This is a genomic window from Oscillibacter hominis (assembly GCF_014334055.1).
Classification (GTDB): domain Bacteria; phylum Bacillota; class Clostridia; order Oscillospirales; family Oscillospiraceae; genus Oscillibacter; species Oscillibacter hominis.
This window is the reverse complement of sequence record NZ_CP060490.1, coordinates 1,793,332-1,815,902: the sequence shown is the minus strand read 5'-3', so window position 1 is coordinate 1,815,902 and position 22,571 is coordinate 1,793,332. Positions and strand designations below refer to the sequence as shown.

At 59.4% G+C, this 22,571-nt stretch carries 23 protein-coding genes and 5 tRNA genes; 26 read left to right on the top strand and 2 right to left on the bottom strand.

Features of this window, described 5'->3' with window-relative positions; translation table 11 throughout:
- The first annotated feature begins 1 nt into the window (after nucleotide 1).
- The 9 genes from H8790_RS09040 to H8790_RS09000 all read left to right on the top strand — a co-directional run bounded on the left by H8790_RS09040 (nucleotide 2) and on the right by H8790_RS09000 (nucleotide 9,615).
- The gene (locus H8790_RS09040) at nucleotides 2-538 is read left to right on the top strand and encodes a 2-oxoacid:acceptor oxidoreductase family protein (RefSeq protein ID WP_187332209.1); all 537 of its coding nucleotides are present in this window, start codon (nucleotides 2-4) and stop codon (nucleotides 536-538) included.
- Nucleotides 539-598: 60 nt separating this feature from the next.
- Nucleotides 599-1,897 carry an acetyl-CoA hydrolase/transferase family protein gene (locus tag H8790_RS09035; protein WP_187332208.1) on the top strand — a complete coding sequence of 433 codons (1,299 nt, stop codon included), beginning with the start codon at nucleotides 599-601 and terminating at the stop codon, nucleotides 1,895-1,897.
- A gap of 474 nt (nucleotides 1,898-2,371) precedes the next feature.
- Nucleotides 2,372-3,439 carry a branched-chain amino acid aminotransferase gene (locus H8790_RS09030; RefSeq protein WP_207724182.1) on the top strand — a complete coding sequence of 356 codons (1,068 nt, stop codon included), beginning with the start codon at nucleotides 2,372-2,374 and terminating at the stop codon, nucleotides 3,437-3,439.
- 342 nt (nucleotides 3,440-3,781) lie between these two features.
- Nucleotides 3,782-4,780: a ribokinase gene (gene rbsK / locus H8790_RS09025; RefSeq protein ID WP_187332207.1), complete on the top strand. Its 999-nt coding sequence runs from the start codon at nucleotides 3,782-3,784 to the stop codon at nucleotides 4,778-4,780.
- A 42-nt stretch (nucleotides 4,781-4,822) separates the two neighbouring features.
- Complete coding sequence (locus tag H8790_RS09020; RefSeq protein WP_187332206.1) at nucleotides 4,823-5,437, top strand: SIS domain-containing protein; 615 nt, start codon at nucleotides 4,823-4,825, stop codon at nucleotides 5,435-5,437.
- Nucleotides 5,438-5,451: 14 nt separating this feature from the next.
- On the top strand, nucleotides 5,452-5,859 hold the full coding sequence (locus tag H8790_RS09015; protein WP_187332205.1) for an RbsD/FucU domain-containing protein: 408 nt from the start codon (nucleotides 5,452-5,454) through the stop codon (nucleotides 5,857-5,859).
- 274 nt (nucleotides 5,860-6,133) lie between these two features.
- Nucleotides 6,134-6,904, top strand: coding sequence for a cyclase family protein (locus tag H8790_RS09010; protein WP_187332204.1), 771 nt, complete (start codon nucleotides 6,134-6,136; stop codon nucleotides 6,902-6,904).
- Nucleotides 6,905-7,061: 157 nt separating this feature from the next.
- Nucleotides 7,062-7,673, top strand: coding sequence for a peroxidase-related enzyme (locus H8790_RS09005; RefSeq protein WP_187332203.1), 612 nt, complete (start codon nucleotides 7,062-7,064; stop codon nucleotides 7,671-7,673).
- Between the two features lie 4 nt (nucleotides 7,674-7,677).
- Complete coding sequence (locus H8790_RS09000; RefSeq protein ID WP_187332202.1) at nucleotides 7,678-9,615, top strand: NAD(P)/FAD-dependent oxidoreductase; 1,938 nt, start codon at nucleotides 7,678-7,680, stop codon at nucleotides 9,613-9,615.
- 122 nt (nucleotides 9,616-9,737) lie between these two features.
- Here H8790_RS09000 and H8790_RS08995 read toward each other — a convergent pair whose 3' ends face one another.
- Nucleotides 9,738-10,109 (bottom strand): cupin domain-containing protein, encoded by a 372-nt coding sequence (locus H8790_RS08995; protein WP_187332201.1) that lies wholly within the window; start codon nucleotides 10,107-10,109, stop codon nucleotides 9,738-9,740.
- A 149-nt stretch (nucleotides 10,110-10,258) separates the two neighbouring features.
- On the opposite strand from H8790_RS08995, the gene H8790_RS08990 reads away from it, so the two are divergent.
- From H8790_RS08990 to H8790_RS08965, 6 genes are all read left to right on the top strand, one after another.
- Nucleotides 10,259-11,128, top strand: a complete 870-nt coding sequence (locus H8790_RS08990) for a YihY/virulence factor BrkB family protein (protein ID WP_187332200.1) — start codon at nucleotides 10,259-10,261, stop codon at nucleotides 11,126-11,128.
- 124 nt (nucleotides 11,129-11,252) lie between these two features.
- Complete coding sequence (locus tag H8790_RS08985; RefSeq protein WP_187332199.1) at nucleotides 11,253-12,485, top strand: aminopeptidase; 1,233 nt, start codon at nucleotides 11,253-11,255, stop codon at nucleotides 12,483-12,485.
- Entirely contained in the window at nucleotides 12,454-12,993 is a 540-nt protein-coding gene (locus H8790_RS08980; RefSeq protein WP_404821681.1) for a gamma carbonic anhydrase family protein, read from the top strand. The genes H8790_RS08985 and H8790_RS08980 overlap by 32 nt, the downstream gene beginning before the upstream one ends.
- A 22-nt stretch (nucleotides 12,994-13,015) precedes the next feature.
- The gene (locus H8790_RS08975) at nucleotides 13,016-13,288 is read left to right on the top strand and encodes a chorismate mutase (RefSeq protein WP_187332197.1); all 273 of its coding nucleotides are present in this window, start codon (nucleotides 13,016-13,018) and stop codon (nucleotides 13,286-13,288) included.
- A gap of 4 nt (nucleotides 13,289-13,292) precedes the next feature.
- Nucleotides 13,293-14,051, top strand: a complete 759-nt coding sequence (locus tag H8790_RS08970) for a sulfite exporter TauE/SafE family protein (protein WP_187332196.1) — start codon at nucleotides 13,293-13,295, stop codon at nucleotides 14,049-14,051.
- Nucleotides 14,052-14,270: 219 nt separating this feature from the next.
- Nucleotides 14,271-15,521: a dicarboxylate/amino acid:cation symporter gene (locus H8790_RS08965; protein WP_187332195.1), complete on the top strand. Its 1,251-nt coding sequence runs from the start codon at nucleotides 14,271-14,273 to the stop codon at nucleotides 15,519-15,521.
- 50 nt (nucleotides 15,522-15,571) lie between these two features.
- Here the strand turns inward: H8790_RS08965 and H8790_RS08960 are convergent, their stop codons facing one another.
- A complete protein-coding gene (locus tag H8790_RS08960) occupies nucleotides 15,572-16,243 on the bottom strand; it encodes an RsiV family protein (protein ID WP_187332194.1) in 672 nt (223 codons plus the stop codon).
- Nucleotides 16,244-16,369: 126 nt separating this feature from the next.
- Here H8790_RS08960 and H8790_RS08955 point away from each other — a divergent pair, with 126 nt between their 5' ends.
- The 11 genes from H8790_RS08955 (at nucleotide 16,370) to H8790_RS08905 (ending at nucleotide 22,409) form a co-directional block, all read left to right on the top strand.
- Complete coding sequence (locus tag H8790_RS08955; protein WP_187332193.1) at nucleotides 16,370-16,660, top strand: YerC/YecD family TrpR-related protein; 291 nt, start codon at nucleotides 16,370-16,372, stop codon at nucleotides 16,658-16,660.
- Nucleotides 16,657-17,397, top strand: a complete 741-nt coding sequence (locus tag H8790_RS08950; protein WP_187332192.1) for a class I SAM-dependent DNA methyltransferase — start codon at nucleotides 16,657-16,659, stop codon at nucleotides 17,395-17,397. Before H8790_RS08955 ends, H8790_RS08950 begins: the two co-directional genes overlap by 4 nt.
- A 14-nt stretch (nucleotides 17,398-17,411) precedes the next feature.
- Entirely contained in the window at nucleotides 17,412-18,305 is an 894-nt protein-coding gene (gene hslO / locus H8790_RS08945) for an Hsp33 family molecular chaperone HslO (protein WP_187332191.1), read from the top strand.
- A gap of 94 nt (nucleotides 18,306-18,399) precedes the next feature.
- Nucleotides 18,400-18,476 (top strand) — tRNA-Val (locus tag H8790_RS08940).
- Nucleotides 18,477-18,569: 93 nt separating this feature from the next.
- Nucleotides 18,570-18,646 (top strand) — tRNA-Asp (locus tag H8790_RS08935).
- 3 nt (nucleotides 18,647-18,649) lie between these two features.
- A tRNA-Phe gene (locus H8790_RS08930) sits at nucleotides 18,650-18,725 on the top strand.
- Between the two features lie 3 nt (nucleotides 18,726-18,728).
- Nucleotides 18,729-18,804: transfer RNA gene (locus H8790_RS08925), tRNA-Gly, on the top strand.
- Between the two features lie 70 nt (nucleotides 18,805-18,874).
- Nucleotides 18,875-18,949: transfer RNA gene (locus H8790_RS08920), tRNA-Cys, on the top strand.
- Between the two features lie 511 nt (nucleotides 18,950-19,460).
- Entirely contained in the window at nucleotides 19,461-19,787 is a 327-nt protein-coding gene (locus H8790_RS08915; RefSeq protein ID WP_187332190.1) for a DUF3870 domain-containing protein, read from the top strand.
- Nucleotides 19,788-19,925: 138 nt separating this feature from the next.
- Nucleotides 19,926-21,296, top strand: coding sequence for a dipeptidase PepV (gene pepV, locus H8790_RS08910; RefSeq protein WP_187332189.1), 1,371 nt, complete (start codon nucleotides 19,926-19,928; stop codon nucleotides 21,294-21,296).
- 21 nt (nucleotides 21,297-21,317) lie between these two features.
- Nucleotides 21,318-22,409, top strand: a complete 1,092-nt coding sequence (locus H8790_RS08905) for a dipeptide epimerase (RefSeq protein WP_187332188.1) — start codon at nucleotides 21,318-21,320, stop codon at nucleotides 22,407-22,409.
- Nucleotides 22,410-22,571 lie beyond the last annotated feature (162 nt).

Here is a 22,571-nt window from a genome sequence, read left to right as displayed (position 1 = left end):
TATGAAAAAGGAAATCATCATTTCCGGGTTCGGCGGCCAGGGCGTCATGTCCATCGGCAAGTCCCTGGTGGAGGCCGGCGTCAGCGAGGGCCTGGAGGTCACCTGGGCTCCCTCCTACGGGCCCGAGATGCGCGGCGGCACGGCCAACTGCTCCGTAGTCCTCTCCGACAAGCCGGTGGGTTCGCCCCTGTTCACCCACCCCACGGAGCTGATTGCCATGAACCTGCCCTCCCTTGAGAAGTTTGAGCCCCTGGTGGTGGAGCACGGCCTGATTTTTGTCAACAGCTCCGTCGTCAGTGAGCGGGTGGCCCGGCAGGATGTAAGGGCCATCTATGTGCCCTGCTCCAAGATCGCCGATGAGGTGGGCAACGGGAAGGTGGCCAACATGGTCATGTTGGGCGCCTACATCGCCGCCACCGGCGCGCTCAGGGAGGAGACCATCAGGCAGATGATCGAGTCCATGTTCACCGGACCAAAGGCAAAGCTGGTGCCGCTGAACATGGAGGCACTGAAGCGGGGCATGGCCTGCGCCCAGTAAACAAGCAGCGGACAGCGGAGGAAGCGTGCTTCTTCCGCTGTTTCATGAAATGAGGAGCGTATGAAAACAGTATTGGAACAGTACCGGGAGAAAAAGCGGACCGCGGAGGAGATCGCCGCGTCCATTCCAGACGGCAGTGTCCTGATCAGCGATGCAGCCCTGGCCCAGCCCATCGGGCTTTTGGAATCAATCGGCGCCAACGCCTCCGCCAACCGATACCGGAACCTGACCCAGCACATCCTGTTGGACAGTTATCCCATGCCCTTCTATACCGGCGGGGGCGGCTACCACGCGGTCAGTTGGTTCTCCAGCGCCGGGGCCAGGAAGGCGGTGAACGAAGGGCTGGCCGACGTCATGCCCTGCTACTACCGGGACATGCCCCGGCTGGTCCGGCAGCAGCCCCGGATCGACGCCTTCTGCGCGGCCGTAGGCCCGATGGACCGCCACGGCTACTTCAGCCTCTGCACCGTGGGCTCTTACTCCGAGGCGGCCCTAAATAAGGCGGAACACATCTATTTAGAGGTCAACGACCAAATGCCGCGGGTGCTCAGCGCGCCCATTGTCCATATCTCTCAGGTGGATGCCTTTTGTGAGGTGTCCCGGCCCATGGTGGAATCCCAGCCGCCGGTGATCGACGAGGTGAGCCGCACCATCGGCGGACTCATCGCCGAGGAGATTCCCAACGGCGCCACGCTGCAGCTTGGCATCGGGGCGGTGCCGGAATCCGTGGGCATGTTCCTCAAGAATAAGCATCACCTGGGCATCCACACGGAGCTCTTTGCCGACAGCCTGGTGGAGCTTTTGGAGTGCGGCGCGGCGGACAACAGCTTAAAGCCCATCCACCGGGGCCGGACGGTGATGACCTTTGCCTTCGGCACCCGGCGGGTCTACGACTATATCGACGACAACCCGGCAGTGGAGGTGCTGGGGGTGGACTATGTCAATGATCCGGCGGTGATCGCCCGGCATCCCAACTTCATCTCCGTCAATGCCGCCCTGGAGGTGGACTTTTTCGGTCAGGTCTGCGCCGAGTCCATCGGCACCCGCCATATCTCCGGCACCGGCGGCCAGGTGGACTACGTCCGGGGCGCCACGGAGTCGGAGGGAGGCAAAAGCTTTATCGCCTTCCCCTCCACAGCCAAAGGCGGGGAGGTGAGCCGCATCAAAGCCACCCTGACCCCCGGCGCCATCGTCACCACCAGCAAAAACGACGTGGACTACATCGTGACGGAGTACGGCGTGGCCAAGCTCCGGGGCAAATCCCTGAGCCAGCGGGCCAGGGCGCTGATCTCCATTGCCCACCCGAGGTTCCGGGAGGAACTGGAGCACCAGGCGAAGGCGGAGCATATCCTCATCTGACTGTCAGCGAAAAGCGCCGGAATGGCGTATTTCGGCGCTTTTCGCAAAAAAACCGAAATGGAATGGGATGAAAAGTTAGATTTATGTAAGAAATACCAATTGACTTTGGTTCTGCAAGAGCGTATAAGTTTTACTATATAAAAAGATACCGCGCGAAAATGCAATGACCAGGAAAGGGAAGGGTTACGTCCCAAAGAGAGCTGCCGTATGGTGGGAGGCAGCGGACACGGGCCCTTCCGAGTCACCTGCGAGCAGTCCGCAGAAAGGGCGCCGGCCCCGTATACGGCACCGGGTTCTCCCGTTACAGAGAAGCGCGACCCCGTAAAACCGGGTGCGCGGACAAGCGGCCGCATCTGCGGCAATGAGAGTGGTACCACGGAAGCCTGAGCTTTCGCCTCTCCTGTTTTCAGGCAGGACTGCGCGGAGGCTTTTTATTTTAAATTTTGCATTCGTGCAATATGGGAGGAAAGAAACATGATGAACATCCGCTTTGAACAGGCCGCCGCGTTGAAACCCAAGCCGGACATCGATACTGTAAAGTTCGGCTCCACCTATTCCGACTACATGTTTGTAATGGACTACAATGTGGACAAGGGCTGGTATGATCCCCGCATTGTCCCCTTCCAGAACATCAGCCTGAACCCCGCCTCCATTGTGCTCAACTATGCGCTGGAGATTTTTGAAGGCCTGAAGGCCTACCGCACCGACGACGGCAGGATCCAGATGTTCCGGGTGGATGAAAACGGCAAGCGTATGCAGAACTCCGCCGCCCGCATGGCACTGCCCGATCTGCCCTATGAGACCTTTGTGGAGGCCGTGGAGGCCCTGGCCAGGGTGGAAAAGGACTGGGTGCCCAGCAAGCCCAACACCTCCCTCTACTTCCGCCCGGTGATGATGGCCACCAACGCAGACCTCTCCCTCCACGGCTGCACCGACTGCATGTTCTACATCTTCTGCTCCCCTGTGGGCAGCTACTACCCCGGCGGGCTCAAGTGCAACTCCATCCTGGTGGAGGACGAGGACGTCCGCGCCGTCCGGGGCGGCACCGGCTTTGCCAAGTGCGGCGGCAATTACGCCTGCGCCCAGCGGGCCGCCAACCGGGCCAATGCCAAGAACTACAACGACGTTTTGTGGCTGGACGGTGTGGAGCGCCGCTATGTGGAAGAAGTGGGCGGCATGAACATCATGTTCAAGGTGGGCAACACCGTGATGACGCCGGCTCTCCTGGGCAGCGTGCTGCCCGGCATCACCCGCAAGTCCATTTTGGAGCTTTTGAAGGAAGACGGCTACACGGTGGAGGAGAAAAAGATCGACATCAACGATGTGGCCAAGCTCCTGGAGGAGGGCAAGGTCGACGAGGTCTGGGGCTGCGGCACCGCTGCCGTCATCTCCCCCGTGGGCAAGCTGTGCATCCACGGCAAGGACTATGTCATCCACAACAACGAGGTGGGCCCCCTGTCCCGTCACCTGTACGACACGCTGACCGGCATCCAGTGGGGCCGCGTGAACGACACCCACGGCTGGGTGTTCCCCATCGACTGATTGATGTTCCAGGAGAGGATGCGTCATAGGCGCATCCTCTTTTCCTTAGAGAAAACATCCGTGAGAAAACCGGGAGACAGGCTTTTTGCGGACTGGATATAATTGAAGGGAAAAATCCGGGAGAGCGGCACAATAGGAGCCAGAATCGGCCGGCCTGTTTTGCACAGGGTTCGGCGCTTCACGAGGCGGCCTCGCGGAGGCCCGGGAGCAGGCCCGGTGAGCGAGCACGGAAATGGGAAAACAATTGGCAATTGATACTTGCGCTTTGCGATTGGATGCGCTATAATCCAAGTAAACGATTAACAGCCCGTTTTGAGGCGTAGTGAAAGGAAAAAGGAACGTATGTTGAGAAAACCGAAGATTTTGGTGGTCGGCAGTTTTGTCATGGACCTGATTGCCTCCACGGAAAAAGCGCCCAATTCGGGCGAAACGGTCATCGGCAAGTCCTTTCGGACCGCTCCCGGCGGAAAAGGCGCCAACCAGGCGGTGCAGTGCGCCCGCCTGGGCGCCCAGGTGACCATGGTGGGCCAGGTGGGAGGAGATTCCTTTGGCCAGGAGATGCTGGACACGGCCCGGGCTGCCGGTGTGGACATCTCCCATGTGCTGGTGGACAAAGAGGTCTCCTCCGGCGTGGGCCACATCCTGCTGGAAGTCACGGAGCACGGCGCCCAGAACCGGATCACGGTGATTCCCGGCGCAAATCACACGCTCAAGGTCGCGGATGTGGCGTGGCTGAAGGACGAGATCGGCCGGTACGACCTGCTGATGATGCAGCTGGAGCTGCCCATGGACGTGACCTGCGCCGTGGCCTCCTATGCCAAGGCCGCCGGCGTGCCGCTGATGCTGAACCCGGCCCCTGCTGCGCCGCTGCCAGAGGAGCTGCTCTCCTGCGTTACATACCTCTCCCCCAACGAGCATGAGGCCGCCGCCATCACCGGCCTGCCCCTCCGCGCCGATGAGACCGGCGTCAACGAAGGGGACATGAAGCAGGTGGCGGCAGCGCTGCGGGAAAAGGGCGTGGAAAACGTCATCATCACCCTGGGAGGCAACGGCTCCGCCGTGGCCGGGGCGGACGGCGTCCACTATACCGCCTGTGTGAAGATGGACCATGTGGCCGATCCCACGGCCGCCGGCGACTCCTTTGTGGCGGCTTTCTGCACCGGCCTCACCGCCGGGCTCAGCCAGGACCAGGCGCTGAATTTTGCCAGCCACACCGCTGCCATCACCGTCTCCCGCATGGGCGCCATGCCCAGCCTGCCCACCCTTGATGAGGTGCGCTCACTGATGCGCCAGCGTGGCTACCAGGGCTTTGACCTGAGCGAGTTAGACGCGCTGAACTAAACCTGCCTCATGGCGATTATCCAATAGAAAGGAACGAATTGCATGCTTAAACAAGAAAGCGCCCAGGCGGTGAACCGCTTCGTGGCCTCCGCCCAAAAGGAGTTTGCCGCGTTTGCCTCCACCCTCAGCGGCGAGACCTATGAAAAGGCGGCCCAGATCATTCTGGCGGCCCAGAAAAACGGAGGCCGCCTCCATATCACCGGAATCGGGAAGCCGGGCCACGTTTCCGCCTACATGGCGTCGCTGTTCTCCTCCACCGGCAACCCCTGCTATTTCCTCCACGGCACCGAAGCCGTACACGGCTCCTGCGGCCAGCTGGCGGCGGGCGATGTGGTCATCGCCATCTCCAACTCCGGCGAGACCGGCGAGCTGAAGGCCACGGTCCTGGCTGTGAAAAACAACGGCTGCAAGGTCATCGGCGTCACGGGCCACATGGATTCCTGGCTGGCCCGGGAGAGCGACGCCTGCCTCTTTGCCGGCGTGAGCGAGGAGGGAGGCCCCCTGAACCGGGCGCCCCGCAACTCCATCCTGGCCGAGACACTGACGCTTCAGGCGCTGAGTGTGGCGCTCCAGGTGGAGCAGGACTGGGACCCTGTCAAATATGTCCGCTGCCATCCCGGCGGGAAGCTGGGCCAGCTGCGGGAAAATGAGAAATAAGGAGGATTGAGAGCATGCTGACCGGTCAATGCATTCACCCCGAACTCATGCGGCTGCTGTCCCTGTGCGGGCACGGCGACAAAATCCTCATCGCCGACGGCAACTATCCGCTGGCCTCCAAGACGGGCAGCGCGGAAAAGGTCTACCTGGGGCTGACGCCCGGCCTTCCCACGGTGACTGACGTGCTGGCGGCGCTGCAGAGCGTGGCCAACTTTGAAAAGGCGGAGGTGATGGACCCCGCCAACGGGACCACCCCCGAGATTTTCGGCGAGTTCCAACAGATGTTGGGCGGCATGGAGCTTCAGAAGTTAGGCCGCTATGAGTTCTACGACGCCTGCTGCGTGGACGGCGTGCGCATGGTGATCTCCACCGGGGAAAAGCGCACCTTCGCCAATCTGCTGCTGACGGTGGGCTGCGCGTAAGCGTCCAACTGCTTTTTACATTGTGTATGAACCGGGCGGCCTGCAAAGTGCAGGCCGCCCGCGCCTATTATGCGAAAAGGGGAATTGCGGGATCCTTCTCCACGGAATGAAAGACAGGAAATTCAATTGATGGGACTGGGGAAAAGCGATTATTGCAGGAACATTGACCGTGGAAGATAAAATGCAGGGCAGCAGAATTTTCTGGCAGAAATAGATTGCAATTTACCGATTTAAAGTGTATAATGTTGCCAATTTGGAAAAGGAGGATTCGCTTATGGCTAATCTGCAACTGTGGGACCAGATAAAGGAATGGAAGAGCACAAAATACAAATGGGTGGATCTGACCCATGAACTGAGTCCTGAGACGCCCCACTGGTTTGGGTTCCAGCCCCTCCAGGCCGAACTTCTCTTCGACTATGCCGAGGGGACGCCGGAGGACAAGGCCGCGCCCATGCGCTGCTTCCAGTACAGCGTGGCCAGCCAGTACGGGACCCATGTGGATGTGCCCCGCCACTTCTGGGGCGACGGCAGGGCCATGAACGAGATCGCGGTTCAGGAGATGGTCTATCCCCTGGTGGTGGTGGACAAGTCCGCCGAATGCGCGGCCAACGCGGACTTTATGCTGACGGTGGAGGATTTGAAGGCGTGGGAGGCGGTCTATGGCCGGATTCCGGAGAACGCCTTTGTGGCCTTCCGCTCCGACTGGTACAAAAAGCCCAATCTGGACAATCCGGATGAAAACGGAGTGCCCCACTACCCCGGCTGGGACAAGGCGGCCATCCAGTGGCTGGTGGAAGAGCGCCACATCGGAGCCATCGGCCATGAGCCGGCGGACACGGACCCCGGCTTTGTCACCACAAGGGAGGACGCCTACCCCTATCCCGGTGAGCAGTACATCCTGGAGGCAAACCGCATCCAGATCGAGGTCATGCGCAATTTGGACCAGCTGACGCCGGTGGGCGGGCTGATTGTCTGCGCATTCCCCAAGCTCAAAGACGGCACCGGTTTCCCGGCCAGATGCTTTGCCATCTGCCCCGCGGATTGATCCATATGCACGGAGCGCGGCAGGAATTTCCTGCCGCGCCTGATTGCCCCTTTACACCCGGCATCCCACGTGCTACCATTTTATCAGCGGACAGTGGTCCGCCGACCTTCCCGGCGATTGGAATTGCCGGGAAGAGAATGAAAAGGAGGATTTTATTATGGCGTTGGAATTTGATGAACAGCTGTCCCGCCTGCAAAAGCCCAACCGGGACGAGATGACCAACAAGGAGTATGAGGTCTTCAACCAGAATGTGGAGGCCATGGAGAAGAACTGGGGCTTCATCAACAACCTCTTCAAGGTGCTGCCCCTCAATGCCTCTCAGTACATCGGCTTTTTGAATTTCAAGGGCTCACTCTTCAACCCCGAGACCTGCTACCTCACCAATGCCGACAAGGAGATGATCGGCGTGGTGGTGTCCTCCATCAACTGCTGCTCCTACTGCCTGACCACCCATGGCGACGCACTGCGTGGCTACACCAAGAACCCCGTTTTGGTGGATAAGCTGAGCTATAACTTCCGCTCCGCCAGGGATATGCTGAGCGAAAAGCAGTATGCTCTTTGTGAATATGCCTGGTATGTGACCAAGCACGCCGATGAGATCGGGGAAGAGCAGATCGAAAAGCTGCGCCAGGCGGGGTTCAACGACCATGAGATTTTGGAGGCCGCGTTTGTGGCCGGCTTCTTCAACTATACCAACCGCTGGGTCAGCACCATCGCCCCGGTGGCCAACCCCGGCCACTTCAGCCACAACCGGAATTTTGAGAAGTAAACCCATGGCGTACGAAAGATTATTTGAAAAGGGCCGCATCGGGCCTCTGGTCCTGAAGAACCGGGCGGTCATGATGCCGATGGGCACTGATTTTGCCGACCGCTTCGGCTGCGCCACCGAGCAGTTGATCCGCTACTATGAGGAACGGGCCAAAGGCGGCATCGGCCTTATCATCAACGAATTCACCGGCGTGGACGATGTGGACTCCATCCCGGACATCCACAACTTCCGCATCGCTCAGGACTATCATATCGCTGAGTGTGAAAAGCTGACCGACGCGGTGCACCAGTACGGCTGCAAGATTTTTGCCCAGCTGCACCACGGCGGCGCCACCTCCAACCCGGCGCTGACCGGGCGGCAGAACATTGCCCCCAGCGACGTGCCCATCGCGCCGGGAAAGCCGGCCCCACGGCCCATGACCGAGGAGGACATCCTCCGGGTGGAGCAGAAGTTCATTGACGCCGCGGTACGCTGCAAGAAAGCGGGCTACGACGGTGTGGAGCTCCATGGCGCCCACTCCTACCTGCTGGCGGAGTTTTTCAGCAAGTACTACAACCGCCGGACAGACCGGTACGGCGGCAGCCTGGAAAACCGCTGCCGCATCATCCGGGAGATCATCGAGGGCATCCGGGCAAAGTTGGGCAGCTATCCCATCTCCGTGCGCATCTGCGGCGACGAGATGACGGATGTGGAGGGATTTTTGACCCTGGAGGACGGGCTGGAGATCGGAAAGTACCTGGAGCAGTGCGGCATCGACTGCATCAACATCTCCAACGGCTCGTCTCTCAACGGAAACGCCAACTGCGATCCCTTCTCCTACACCCCGGGCTGGAAAAAGCATGTGGCCAAGGCGTTTAAGGCAGCACTGCACATTCCGGTCATTGCCACCAACACCATTAAGACCCCGGACTTTGCCGAGTCGCTGCTGGAGGAGGGCGTGTGCGATTTCGTGGGGCTGGGCCGCAGCCAGTTTGCTGACCCGGAGTTCATGAACAAGGCCCGCTCCGGCCGGGCGGATGAGATCCGCAGCTGCATCGGCTGCATGTACTGCCGGGAGCGGCTGCTGGGAAATGGCATGAGCGTCCAGTGCACAGTGAATCCCCGCCTGGGCAGAGAGTACGACCACCGGGGCTTCCGCACCGATGGAGCGGACCGCATCGTGGCCGTGATCGGCGGAGGCCCCGCGGGCATGGAAGCGGCGCTGACCCTGGCCCGCAGGGAGTTCCGGGTGGTGCTCTTTGAGAAGGAGGGGAGCCTGGGCGGAACGCTGAATGTGGCCGACAAGCCTCCTTTTAAGGACAACCTGGAGGGGCTGATCCGCACCATGGAGACCCAACTGCGCCGCGCGGGCGTGGAAATCCGGCTGAACTGCGCGCCCACGGTGGAGCAGGTGAAGGAGCTGGACCCGGTGGGCGTGTTTGTGGCCGCGGGTGCCGACCCCATAGTGCCCAAGCTGCCCGGTGCGGACGGGAAGCGGGTGTTTTTGGCTGAGGATGTGATCTTGGGCAAAGTCACGCCCCGCGGTAAGGTGGCCATCATCGGCACCGGCATGACCGGCCTGGAAACGGCGGAAATCCTCTCCGGCCGGGGAATGGACCTGACGCTGGTGGAGATGATGGACGCGGTGGGCCCCGGGATTTACAACGTGGTGCTCAACGACACCATGAGCCGCATCAAAGACCCCAAGATATTTACGGGACATCGGCTGGAGTCCATTGCTCCCGGCCAGATCACCATGACCCGTCTCAGGGATGGGCAGACGGTGCGCGCGGAGGCGGACACCGTGGTGCTGGCCCTGGGCGTCCGTCCCCGGAGCGCACTTGTGGAGGAATTTGAAAGGGCGTTCCCCAACACGGTGGCGGTGGGAGACGCTGCCCGGGGCGGCCGTATCCGGGACGCTATCCGGACCGGGTTTGACAGTGCCTTTGTGTTCCGGGCGTAAAGGGATAGATGCGCAGGGGATGTTTTTCACCTCCCGCGTCAAGGGAGCCCGCCCTTTGCGGCCTCTGGTATCATAGACAAAAAAAGCGGGGAGCCGGACAGGCTCCCCGCTTTCAGTCATATTCAGCAGCCGGTCAGGGGATTGACGTCGCCCTCAGGCGGGACGATGCAAAGACCCATCAGCTCTCCCTCGCCGGTGTTGCCGAAGTTGTGGCGCACGCCGGAGGGCACGTGGATCCATGTGCCGAACTCCAGGGGAATGCGCTCACCGTCCACCATGAAATACCCCTCGCCTTTGATGCACATGAACCAGTGGCACCAGGCATGGGCGTGTATGCTGCTCTCCGCGCCGCTCTCCAGGGTGAACAGCCGCATGACATAGTCGTCCCAAAACCGGCCGTCCGGCCCGAATACGATCTTTTTTGTGGAATTTTCAATAAAGTGTCCGCCTGTCACCACAGGCAGGTCCCGGATGTTGCCGCCATATTCGCTCATAAATACCCCTCCTCAGTATAGATGAGACCAGTATAATGCAGCGGCCGGGGAAATGCAAGGCGCAGCGCCGGGCGACGCTTTCTTCTTCCTTTTTCCCTTTTGCTGTGATATACTGCGTAGAACCGACATTTTACGAAAGGGGGCGTCGCATGAAAGACCATCCGCTGCCGGGCAACAAATTGGGCAGAGGCATCTACCTGATGGTGCGGCGCTATTATCAGCACGGAGTGGCACGGGATTCCGCCGCGCTGGCCTACTACCTGCTCTTTATGCTCTTCCCGTTTCTGATCTTCATCAGCTCCCTCATCGGCCTGCTTCACCTGGATGTGGCGGCCATCACCACCGGGCTTCAGAACCTGATCCCCAAAGAGGTGGTGGACTTTCTGGAGCTGTACCTCAGCTATGTCTCCCAGACCTCCAGCAGCCGCATGATGTGGTTCGGGCTGGTGTTTTCCATTTACTTTCCCATGCGGGCCACCAATTCCCTGATCTTGTCCGTACGCACGGCCTATCACTTGGGCCCGCCCTCCAAGGTGCTGCTCCACCAGCTGAAGACGCTGATCTACACCGTGTTTTTGATCCTCACCATCGGCCTTTCCCTGGCGCTGGTCACGGTGGGCAACCGGATGCTGGATCTGCTGGTGACCAATTTCCATCTGCCTAAAATATTCGCCTCCTGGTGGGCCAGTCTCCGCTTTCCGGCCCTGGGGCTGATCCTGGCCTTTGCCCTCGGCTCGCTGTACGCCCTGGCCCAGGACCGGCGCCAGCCCCTGAGAAACATCCTGCCGGGCATTTTGTTTTCGCTGGTGATGTGGATGACCCTTTCCATGCTCTTTTCCTTTTATGTGGAGAATTTTGCCAATTATACAGTGATCTACGGCTCCATCGGCGCGGTGATCGTGCTGATGATTTGGCTCTATCTCAGCGCCACCACGCTGGTGATGGGGGCGGAGTTCAACGGGATGCTCATGTCCATGCGCAAGGATTGGCGGCGCGTGGATAAAGAGGAGGAAAAGTGAGGGAAAACTTTTCCAGACTGCCGCTTTACTTGGCGGGGGAATCGCAGTAAAATGGATCAGGACGACATATAATAGGTGCCAGTGCTTATAATATGGAAATCAACTGGTAAGGAGCAAATGGAACATGAACGATAAACTGCAGGAGTATGCAAAGCTGCTGATCCGCGTGGGCCTCAATATTCAAAAGGGGCAGACCCTGGTGATCTCCGCGCCGGTGGAGTGCGCCTACTTTGCCAGAATGTGCGCGGAGAAAGGCTATGAGGCCGGCTGCCGGGAAGTGGTGATGAACTGGAACGACGATACGCTGAGCCGGATGAAGTACCTCCACGCCCAGGAGGAGGTCTTTGACCATGTGCCGCTGTGGCGCCGCCACTTTTTCAACGACTACGCCCTGGAAGGCGCGGCCTACCTTGCCATTTCCGCTACGGACCCGGAGTGCCTCAAGGGGGTGGAGTCCGGCCGCATTGTCCGGGCTCAGCAGGCCAGCGGAAAGGCGCTCCGGGAATTCAACCGGCTCCAGATGTGCAACGGGTTTCCCTGGTGCATTGCATCCATCCCCATCCCCAGCTGGGCCAAGACTGTCTTCCCGGAGGATGGGGAAGAGCAGGCCATGGAAAAGCTGTGGAAGGCCATCTTCTCCGCCGTGCGCATCAGCGGCGACGGGACGTCCGTGGAGAAGTGGGAACAGCACATCGCAACGCTGGCGGAGCGGAAGGAGAAGCTCAACGCCCTGCGCTTCCGGTCGCTGCACTACACCAACTCCCTGGGGACGGACCTGACGGTGGAACTGCCTGAGGGCCATGTATGGGAGGCCGGCGACGACAGAACCCTCTCCGGCCAGGATTTCATCGCCAATATGCCCACCGAGGAGCTTTTTACCTCGCCGCTGCGCACCGGCGTCAACGGCGTGGTCTATTCCGCCCTGCCGCTGGTCCACGACGGAAACATCATCGACAAGTTCCACTTTGTGGTGAAAGAGGGCAAAATCGTGGAGGCCCACGCGGAGCAGGGCGAGGAGACTTTAAAGGCCGCCATCTCCGTGGACGAGGGAGCCTCCTATTTCGGAGAGGTGGCCCTGGTGCCCTACGACAGCCCCATCTCCAATCAGAAGATTCTGTTCTACAACACCCTGTTCGACGAAAACGCCGCCTGCCACATCGCCTTCGGCGAGGCATACCCCTGCCTGGAGGGGGGCCAGCAGATGAGCAAGGAGGAGCTGAAGAAGCGGGGACTCAACGACTCCATCACCCATGTGGACTTCATGGTGGGGACACCGGATTTGTCCATTGTGGGTACTACCCACGACGGGCGGGAGGTCCCTGTGTTTGAAAACGGCAACTTTGCGCAGGGAATCTGAGGTGAGTGCGGTGGAGATTCATGCGAAAGGGAAAAAGACCGACGAGTCGGTCTGGATCGCACAGAACGCCGCCGTCACCGGTGATGTGACCTTCGGTGAGAAGTGTTCCGTCTGGTATGGCGCCTCGGTGCGGGGCGACAACGGCAAAGTGGTGATTGGGGCGCGGACCAACATCCAGGACTGCGCCGTGGTCCACAACCGGACCACCATTGGCAGCGGCTGCACCATCGGACACGGCGCCGTGGTCCACGGCTGCACCGTGGGGGACAACACGCTCATCGGCATGGGCGCCGTGGTACTGGACGGCGCCCGGGTGGGCAGCGACTGCGTGGTGGGGGCCGGCGCCCTGGTGACTGGGCGCACAGTGATCCCGGACGGCTCGCTGGCCATGGGCAGCCCGGCAAAAGTCATCCGTCCCCTGACGGAGCGGGAGATCGGTGAAAACCAGTATTCCGCCGAGGGGTATATTTGCCTGATGGAGGCCCACCGGGCCCAGCAGGAGAACTGAATCAAGAAGGGAGAGGGCGTAGATGCAGGAGTTGGATAAGCTGCGGCTGGAGCTGGACGTCATCGATGAGCAGATCGTCACGCTGTTTGAGCAGCGGATGGCCATATCCACCCGGATGGGCGTGCTGAAGAACGAGGGAGGCATCCAGGTGTGGAATGAGGCCCGGGAGGCCGCCAAGGTGCGCAACCGTGAAAAGATGCTCCGGGACCGCAGCCTCACCGCATATGTGGACAAGCTGTTTGAGACGATTTTGGAGCTCTCCCGCCAGCGGCAGGAAGAGCAGCAGGACAGGTGAGAAGATGACACTGACACTGCCCATGGTCCTCATCGCCGTGGTGGGCGTATTCCTGGCCTCCTTCGTGGACGCCATCGCGGGCGGGGGCGGGATCGTGTCCCTGCCTACATATCTTTTGGCGGGGCTTCCCATGCACATGGCCTTAGGCACCAACAAGGTTTCCGCCTCCCTGGGCAGCATCGCCTCCACCGGGCGTTTTATCAAAAACGGATACGTGACATGGTCCCTGGCGCTGCCCGCGGTGGTGCTGGCCCTGACCGGCTCCGCCCTGGGCACCCGGCTCCAGCTGCTGATCGACGAGAAATACCTTCAGCTCCTGCTGCTGATCGTGCTGCCGGTGGTGGCCTTTGTGGTACTGCGCCAGCGCTCCTTCCCCGAGGAACCGGGGGAGATCTCTCCCAAAAAACAGGCGGCTGTCGTTTTGGCCGCGGCGCTGCTCATCGGCTCCTACGACGGGTTCTACGGGCCTGGCACAGGGACGTTCCTGCTGCTGATCTTTACCCGGTGGGGCAAGATGGATGTGCGCACCGCCGGAGGGAACGTGAAGGTGGTCAACTTGGCTTCAGGCCTGTCCAGCATGGTCACCGCCATGCTCCACGGCCAGGTCTTCTGGCAGCTTGGCCTGATTGCAACGGTAGCCTCCTTCGCGGGCCACTTTGTGGGCGCGGGATTGGCCATTAAAAACGGTTCGCGGATCGTCCGGCCCGTGGTACTGGTGGTTCTGGTGCTGCTGGCGGTAAAGGTGCTTTCCGGACTGCTTTAAAAATGATCTGCCCCATTGGGGCAGATCATTTTTATGCAGTTTGAACATAAAGCTTTGCCTTTTAAAGAGCTGGATTACAGGAAATTACCAAATGACGGTTGCAATTTGTGAGAAAGAGGAGTAAAATATTTCCATAGAGGGCCGCCTGCACTGGCTGGGGGAGAGACCGTCCGGCCTGCCTCAGGCGGCAGAAAATTGTGCAGAGAAAGGTGAGGGAATATGAACCAGAAAAAACGTCTTTCCCTTCCGGCGTGGATCGGCATTGCAATGATTGCCGGCATTCTACTGGGAGGAATCCTCTGGGCCGCCATGGGTGCGGAGGCGGCGGACAGCTTCACCACCAGCTATATCAAGCCCTTCGGTACCATTTTCATCAACCTGCTGAAATTCGTGGTGGTTCCCGTGGTGGTGCTGTCCATCATCGACGGCATCGTCTCCATGAAAGATATTAAGAAGGTGGGAGCCATCGGCTGGAAGACCGTGGTCTACTTCCTGGTGACCACCGCCATTGCCTGCGTCATTGGACTGGTGATTGCAAACATTTTCAAGCCCGCCTTCCCGGTGCTGCAAATGGCCGAGGACCAGGCCTATGAGGCGGCCACCAGCAATCTGATGGACACCATCGTCAACATCTTCCCCAGCAACCTCTGGGAGTCACTGCGCACCGCCTCCATGCTCCAGGTCATCGTCATTGCTTTATTTTTCGGCGCCGGTATCCTGCTGGCCGGCGAGGCTGGAAAGGCCGCGGCGGACATTGTCAGCTCTTTCTACGCGGTGATGATGAAGGTGATGATGTTCATCATCAATGTATCGCCCATCGGCGTGTTCTGCCTGATGACCTGGGTGGTGGCCAGCCAGGGGCCGAAGATCCTCACCAGCCTTGCCATCGTCTTGGGTGCCGCGTATCTCGGCTACATCCTCCACGGACTGCTGGTCTACTCCGCATCGGTGAAGGTCTTTGCGGGCATGAGCCCTCTTCAGTTTTTCAAGGGCATTTTCCCGGCCATGATCTTCGCCTTTTCCTCCACTTCCTCCATCGCCACGCTGCCCATCTCCAAGGAGTGCTGCGATAAGATGGGCTGCGACTCGGAGGTGTCTTCTTTCGTGCTGCCCTTAGGCGCCACCATCAACATGGATGGAACCGCCATCTACCAGTGCGTGGCCGCCATCTTCATCGCCTGCTGCATGGGCATCCATCTGACCATGGGGCAGATGGTGATGATCGTCGTTACCGCGACGCTGGCCTCCATCGGCACGGCGGGAACCTCCGGCGCCGGCATGATCATGCTGGCCATGGTGCTCCAGGCGGTGAACATCGATCCCATTTACATCGGCCTGATTTATGGCATTGACCGGCTCTTCGACATGGGCCGCACCACGCTGAACGTCATCGGAGACGCTTCCTGCGCCATCTGCGTGGATCGTTGGCAGGCCAAGGAAAAGGGGAAAAAGGCCGCCGTTTCCAAGTAAACGTATATAAGAGGCCCCAGAGACGGGGCCTCTTTTTTCTTGTTACGGCGCTATCCCCGACGGGGATGGGAGAAGGGGCCGTCCTCGCCGTATGGCAGGCAGAAGACAGGGATGCCCTCCATGGGCGGGGCCAGGACAAACATCTGATAGAATATGCAGAGCCCCTCGCTGCTTAGATAGAAGTTTTCCCGGTTGAACCCGCGCCGCAGCGCCCGGCGCCAATCCTCCCGGTATACGGACGTCTGAGCGGCCAGCTGCGTTTCAATGCAGCCGGCCGCATGGTCCTGCACCCGCTTGCGGTAGTTGCACCGCGGCGGGAAGCAGTCGGCCAGGGAGACGGGGAGGAATGTGTTCAAGTCCCAGGTGTCGCCCCGCCGCACCCGAAGCGGCCGGGTACCGCAGGACTCGCAGGAGTCGGTGAACAGGCTCAAGACCCCGTCCCCGTTCCAGGTGATGCGGTGTGTGAGGGAAGCGGTGCAGGCGGGCAGGGGCGCGCTGGCGGAGAGCGCGTCCCGATAGGCCTCCGCCGCCTGGGGGAAGAGAAAGCGTTCGCAGTAGCGCAGATAAGAGCGGCCAAACTGTTCATAATAGCGGCAGAGCCTCCGAAAGCCTCTGCCTTCCCCCACCGGCTGGGGAAGGTTCAGTTCCGCCGTCAGCACGGGGATGCCGTCCACGGTCCACTCCCGCTGTGCCGTCCGCTGGGCAATCTCCAGACTCTCCATAAGACCCCACCTTTCTTTTCCCCAATCTATGCCGGGCGGGAAACGGAGGTGAGAAAGAAACGCTTTACTTTTACGCTTCACAATGCTAAAATCAGGTGAACAGTCTCATGAAAGGGGAGGATCCGTATGGTCAGAATCGGAAAAAAGGAAAAGAACGGGGCGCTCTATAAGGCGATCCTGACGCTGAAGACAGAGGAGGAGTGCTATGCGTTCTTCCAGGACCTTTGCACGGTATCTGAGCTGCGTGCCATGGAGCAGCGTTTTGAGGTGGCGGAGCTGCTGAGCCAGGGGATGATCTACAACGATATTTTAGAGCGCACCGGTGCCTCCAGCGCCACCATCAGCCGGGTCAACCGCTCTTTGAGCTATGGCGCCGGCGGCTACGAAATCGCGTTTGAGCGGACAAAGGAACAATGAGCAGCTATGAGTCCCTGGCCCGCTTTTACGACGCGCTGACAACTGACGTGGGGTATGAGCGCCGGGCGGATTACCTGGAGAAGCTGTTCAAAGAGAGCCGCATCCCGGTCCGCACCGTGCTGGACCTGGCCTGTGGGACAGGCACCCTCACGTGTTTGCTTGCCCGGCGGGGTTATGAGATGATCGGGGTGGACGGGTCTGAGGATATGCTGGCCCAAGCCCAGCAGAAGTCCTGGGAACTGGAGGGGGAGCGCCCTCTTTTCCTGCACCAGTCCATGACGGAATTGGACCTGTACGGCACGGTGGAGGCCGCCGTATGCGCCCTGGACAGCATCAATTATCTGACAAGCAGCAGAGACCTGCGCGCTACATTGGAGCGACTGCGGTTGTTTATCGCGCCAGGGGGCATACTGATCTTTGACGTCAACTCCGAGGAGAAGCTCCGCCGGCTGGATGGACAGGTGTTTTTAGACGAGACGGAGGATGTGTACTGCGTGTGGCGCTCGGAATATTCCCGCCGCATTGTGACTTATTGGATGGATCTCTTCAGCCGCCGCGGAGACGGCAGCTGGAGCCGCAGCGCCGAACTGCACCGGGAGCGGGCCTACAGCGTCGAGGAGCTGCGTCAAGCCCTGGAGGCGGCTGGCTTTACCCGCATCCACGTCTACGGCGACCTCCGCAAAAGCCCTCCCCGAGAGGGAGAGCAGCGCATCGTATTTACAGCCATCAGAAAGTAAGGGAAATGGAAACTATGGGCGATCAGTTAATAAGAGCAATTTCAAAGGACGGTTTTGTAAAGGCCTCGGCGGTTTCCACCAGGGAGCTGACCGAACGGGCCCGTCAAATCCACACACTGCTGCCGGTGGCGACCGCGGCCCTGGGCCGCACGCTGGCGGCGGCTTCCATGATGGGCAACGCCCTGAAGGTGGAAGGCGGCAGCGTCACGGTACAGATCAAGGGCGGCGGCCCCCTTGGCACCATCCTGGCCGTTTCCGACGATCTGGGCAATGTCCGCGGCTACGTTCAGGATCCTCACGTTGACCTGCCGCTGCGGCCGGACGGGAAGCTGGACGTGGGGACCGCGGTGGGAATGGGCGGCACCATCACGGTCATCAAGGACCTTCGGATGAAAGACCCCTACGTGGGAAGCGTGGCACTCCTGGGCGGTGAGATCGCCGAGGATGTGGCCCAGTACTTTGTGGAGTCGGAACAGATTCCCACCGCCTGCGGCCTTGGCGTGCTGGTGGAACGGGATCAGAGCGTCCGTGCGGCGGGCGGTTATTTGATCCAGCTGCTGCCCGGGGCGCCTGAGGATGTCATTGCCAAAGTGGAAGGCGGTATTCTGGCCGCCGGGCCTGTCACCGGGCTTTTGGATGGGGAAGGGGATCCCGAATCCATGCTGCGCGCGGTGATGGGAGATTTTGAGATTGAGGTGCTGGAGCGCAGCCCCATCGAGTACCGCTGCTACTGCAGCCGGGACCGGATGGAGCGGGCGCTGATCAGCTTGGGAGCCGATGAATTGAGCGGCATGCTGAAAGAACAGGGCGGCGTGGAGATGACCTGCCAATTCTGCGATCAGGTGCAGCGTTTCAGCGCCGCTGAGCTTCAGACGCTGATCGACAGCATCGGGGCCAGAAAAAAATAATGGAAAAAAACGAAAAAAGTTTGTTTCAAAGGTTGACAGGAGAACGCCCTTTTAGTATAATAACCCTTGCCGCTCGAAAGTGTCGGCAAGGTTCGGGAGCATAGCTCAGCTGGTTAGAGCACCTGCCTTACAAGCAGGGGGTCACTGGTTCGAGTCCAGTTGTTCCCACCACTCAATCTCTTTTGGTTGAGGGTGTATGAGGGAAGCAATTTGGATATCTGACTGGTGGTTGGAGCATTGTCTTCCCGCAATAACGCAGCAAATGGCCAAGTAGTTCAGTTGGTTAGAACGCCAGCCTGTCACGCTGGAGGTCGTGGGTTCGAGCCCCATCTTGGTCGCCATTTGCCTCTGTAGCTCAGTTGGTAGAGCAGAGGACTGAAAATCCTCGTGTCGTTGGTTCGATTCCGACCGGAGGCACCATTTGCGGGCGTAGCTCATCTGGTAGAGCGCCACCTTGCCAAGGTGGAGGTAGCGAGTTCGAGCCTCGTCGCCCGCTCCATCTGGAATAGTCACAAAATTTTGTGACTATTCCAGATGGATTTCGCATACAATATGGCAGTTGAAGAGATGGCGACATAGCCAAGTGGTAAGGCATGGGTCTGCAAAACCCTGATTCCCCAGTTCGAATCTGGGTGTCGCCTCCAAAAAGACACGACAAGTTCGTGTCTTTTTTTACTTCGGCAGAAAAGGAACCTGCAATTGTTTTAGAAATAGGAGGAAGGGGCTTTCCATGCACGGCCTGCCCGTTGCAGGTGGCTGGTTTACAGTCGGGTACAATAGCCTTCCGGGATTCCATTCGACCACTTACTTGCATTTGAAGTAAGGCTGACCTGTACTTGCAAATCGGCTGGTAGCCGCATTGCGGAAAAGCAAAGCGCAGATCGACGGAATTCGACAAAAACCACCAAGTGGATTGGCAGAAACAGGAACTTGTCTCAAAAGGAGATTGTTGTTAAACTGCATAGATAAAAAAGCTCCTTTTTGTCATGTTTTCTGAAATAATGCAGGGAAGTAGACGTTCTGCACAAAATGTTGGATTAGAATCTGAGTGGATTGTATGAAAAGACAACTGCTCTCTTGACAGGTATTGTTTCGATGATATAATGAAACCGTAAAGTGATGGTAAATCCGATTGGCAACTGCGAGGCAATGAGTATGGAGCATCGTGAGACGGTGTATGTGACTGGAGAGTCCAGAACCAATATCGACAATGCAATTACCAAGGTCTACGGCGCCTTTTTTATCGCTTTGGAAGTGGAGCTTGGAAGTGGGGAAATCCTGAATATGGACTGTACCCATACGCTGGATCTGACAGAGAAGTTTCTCAGAAAGATCTGTGTGGGCCGCTCTTTGGAACGGGATTATGACCTGTTGGAAGAGGAGGTTACCCGCCGGTATTACGGTTCCTCCACCCGCGCGGTGATTGCGGCACTGAAGGATGCCAACAAGCGGTACATCATGGTAAAAGAAAAACTGAACTGAATCAATGCTGCTTCATTTTGTGTGATATATTTCCCAATATATCAATGAACATGATGAAACCCAGCAAAGGCCGGGACCCTATCTGCCTGGCCTTTGCTGGGTATTTTGTTTTTTTGGAAGGAATAGGGAGGGTCAAGAATGGAACTGCGGGATGCGGTGACGCAACAGCAGGAAGAGCTGCTCAAAAGCCTACAGGAAAGTGTCCGGATTCGCAGCGTGGAGGAGCATGACGACAGCGGCTTCCCTTACGGGGAAGGTGTGCAGCGAAGCCTGGAACACGCCTTGGCCACGGCGCGGCGGTGCGGCTTTGAAACCAGCGACATGGATCACCAGGTGGGTTGGTGCGAATATGGAAGCGGTGAGGAAATGATCGCCGTCTTAGGCCATCTGGATGTGGTTCCCGAGGGGGACGGCTGGTCGGTGGATCCCTTTGGCGGGGAAATCCGGGACGGAAAAATCTGGGGACGGGGAACGATGGACGACAAGGGCCCGGTCTTTGCCGCCCTCTATGCCATGAAAGCGCTGAAGGAATCCGGACTTCCCCTGCGGCGCCGGATCCGGCTGATGTTCGGCACCAATGAGGAGACGGGCAGCGCCGATATGAAATACTACCTGGGCCACGGCGGCGAGCTGCCGCTGATGGGCTTTACCCCGGATGGCGAGTATCCGGTCATCAACGGGGAAAAGGGCATTGTCAATGTAGCTTTCCGCAAGCAGTACACCCAGAGTGGGCCGGTGCGCCTGATGCGGCTCAGCGGGGGTTCGGCGCCCAATGTGGTGCCCGCGGCGGCTTCGGCAGAGCTGCGCTGTCCCCGTGAGATGGCGGAAGAGCTGCGGCGCACCGCACCGGAAAAGGTTGCCTGCACCCTCACAAAAGAAGGCGTGCGGATCGAAGCGGCGGGCGTGGGCGCCCACGGCAGCACGCCCGAGCAGGGGGAAAACGCCATCGGCCGGCTGATGCAGACGCTCAGAAAGCTCCCGTTGGAAGGCGGTCTGAAGGAGGCGGTGGAATTCCTGGCCGTGAAAGTGGGTATGGAAACCGACGGAGCCTCTTTGGGAATCGCTCTCTACGACGAGGTCTCCGGAGGGCTGACTTTGAACTTAGGCACCATCGAGGGCGGGGAAGAGGAGCTGAACCTCCGGATCAACTACCGCTATCCCGTGACAAAACGGCTGGAGGACTGCGATCCGGTGCTCCGCAGGGCCTTTGAGGAGGCCGGCTTCCAGTTGACGGGTCAAAGCCATAAAAAGAGCCTCTATGTGCCCGAGGACAGTGAGCTCATCCAGGCGCTGCTGAAGGTCTATACCCGGGAAACGGGCCTGGAGGCCAGGCCCAAGAGCATCGGCGGCGGTACATACGCCAAGGCCATCCCCAACATCGTGGCCTTTGGCCCCATCTTCCCCGGTGACGAGGTGCGCGAGCACAAGCCCGACGAGTTCATCGAGGTGGAGAAGCTGATGAAGAACGCGCAGATTATCGCACAGGCACTGTACGAGTTGGCAAAATAAAGGGAAAGAGGAGGAATCGCAATGAAAATTACAGAAATCCGTTTGGGCATGATCTCCGTACCCCTGCGTGTGCCGTTTAAGACGGCACTGCGCTCCGTTTCGAGTGTGGAGGACGTGATCGTGGAGATCCACATCGACACCAGCGCCGTGGGCTACGGCGAGGCGCCCCCCACGGGAGCGATTACCGGCGACACCACCGGCGGAATCATCGGCGCCCTTCAGGACCACATCATCAAAACCCTGGTGGGCCGGGATGTGGACGATTTTGAGGACGTGATGAGGGCTCTCAACAAATGCATCGTGAAAAATACCAGCGCCAAGGCGGCGGCGGACATGGCCTTGTGGGACCTGTACGGCCAGCTGTACCATGTGCCGGTTTACAAGCTTTTGGGCGGCAGCCGCAATAAGATCGTCACCGATATCACCATCAGCGTCAACGATCCTGAGGAGATGGCCAGGGACGCCATCAACGCCATCGAGCGGGGGTATGACTGCCTGAAGATCAAGGTGGGCGTCAGCCCCGAGCTGGACGTGGCCCGGCTGATGGCGGTCCGCAAGGCCATCGGGGACAAAGCATGCATCCGCATCGACGCCAACACTGCCTGGACGCCAAAGCAGGCGGTCAAGCTCCTCAACCAGATGCAGGAGAAGGGCCTGGACATTGAGTTCGTGGAGCAGCCAGTCAAGGCCCACGACTTTGAAGGCCTCAAATATGTGACGGAGCGCTCCTATGTGCCGGTCATGGCCGACGAGAGCGTGTTCTCCCCGGAGGACGCGGTGAAGATCATGCAGATGGGCGCCGCAGACTTGGTGAACATCAAGCTGATGAAGTGCGGCGGACTCTACAACGCGCTGAAGATCGCCTCCGCCGCCGAAGTCTACGGCGTGGAGTGCATGGTCGGATGCATGCTGGAGGCAAAGGTCAGCGTCAACGCGGCCGTACATCTGGCCTGTGCCAAGCAGGTCATCACCAAGATCGACCTGGACGGCCCGGTGCTGTGCAGCGAGGACCCGGTCCAGGGCGGCGCGGTGTTCAACGAAAAGGAGATCACCGTCTCCAGCGAGCCCGGCCTGGGCATCCAGGGCATTGAGGGCATCCGGTATCTGGACTGAGTTTTGTGAACCTGGGCAAGCGCCCATCAATCAACTGAATTCGGGGAAAAGGAGGGAGAGCCAATGGGATGAGAACGCCACCCCAAGGGGATGGCGTTGACACAGGGCGTTTACAGAGAGAATGAAGAGTGGCAGAAAAAACGCCTGCAACAAAAAACATGT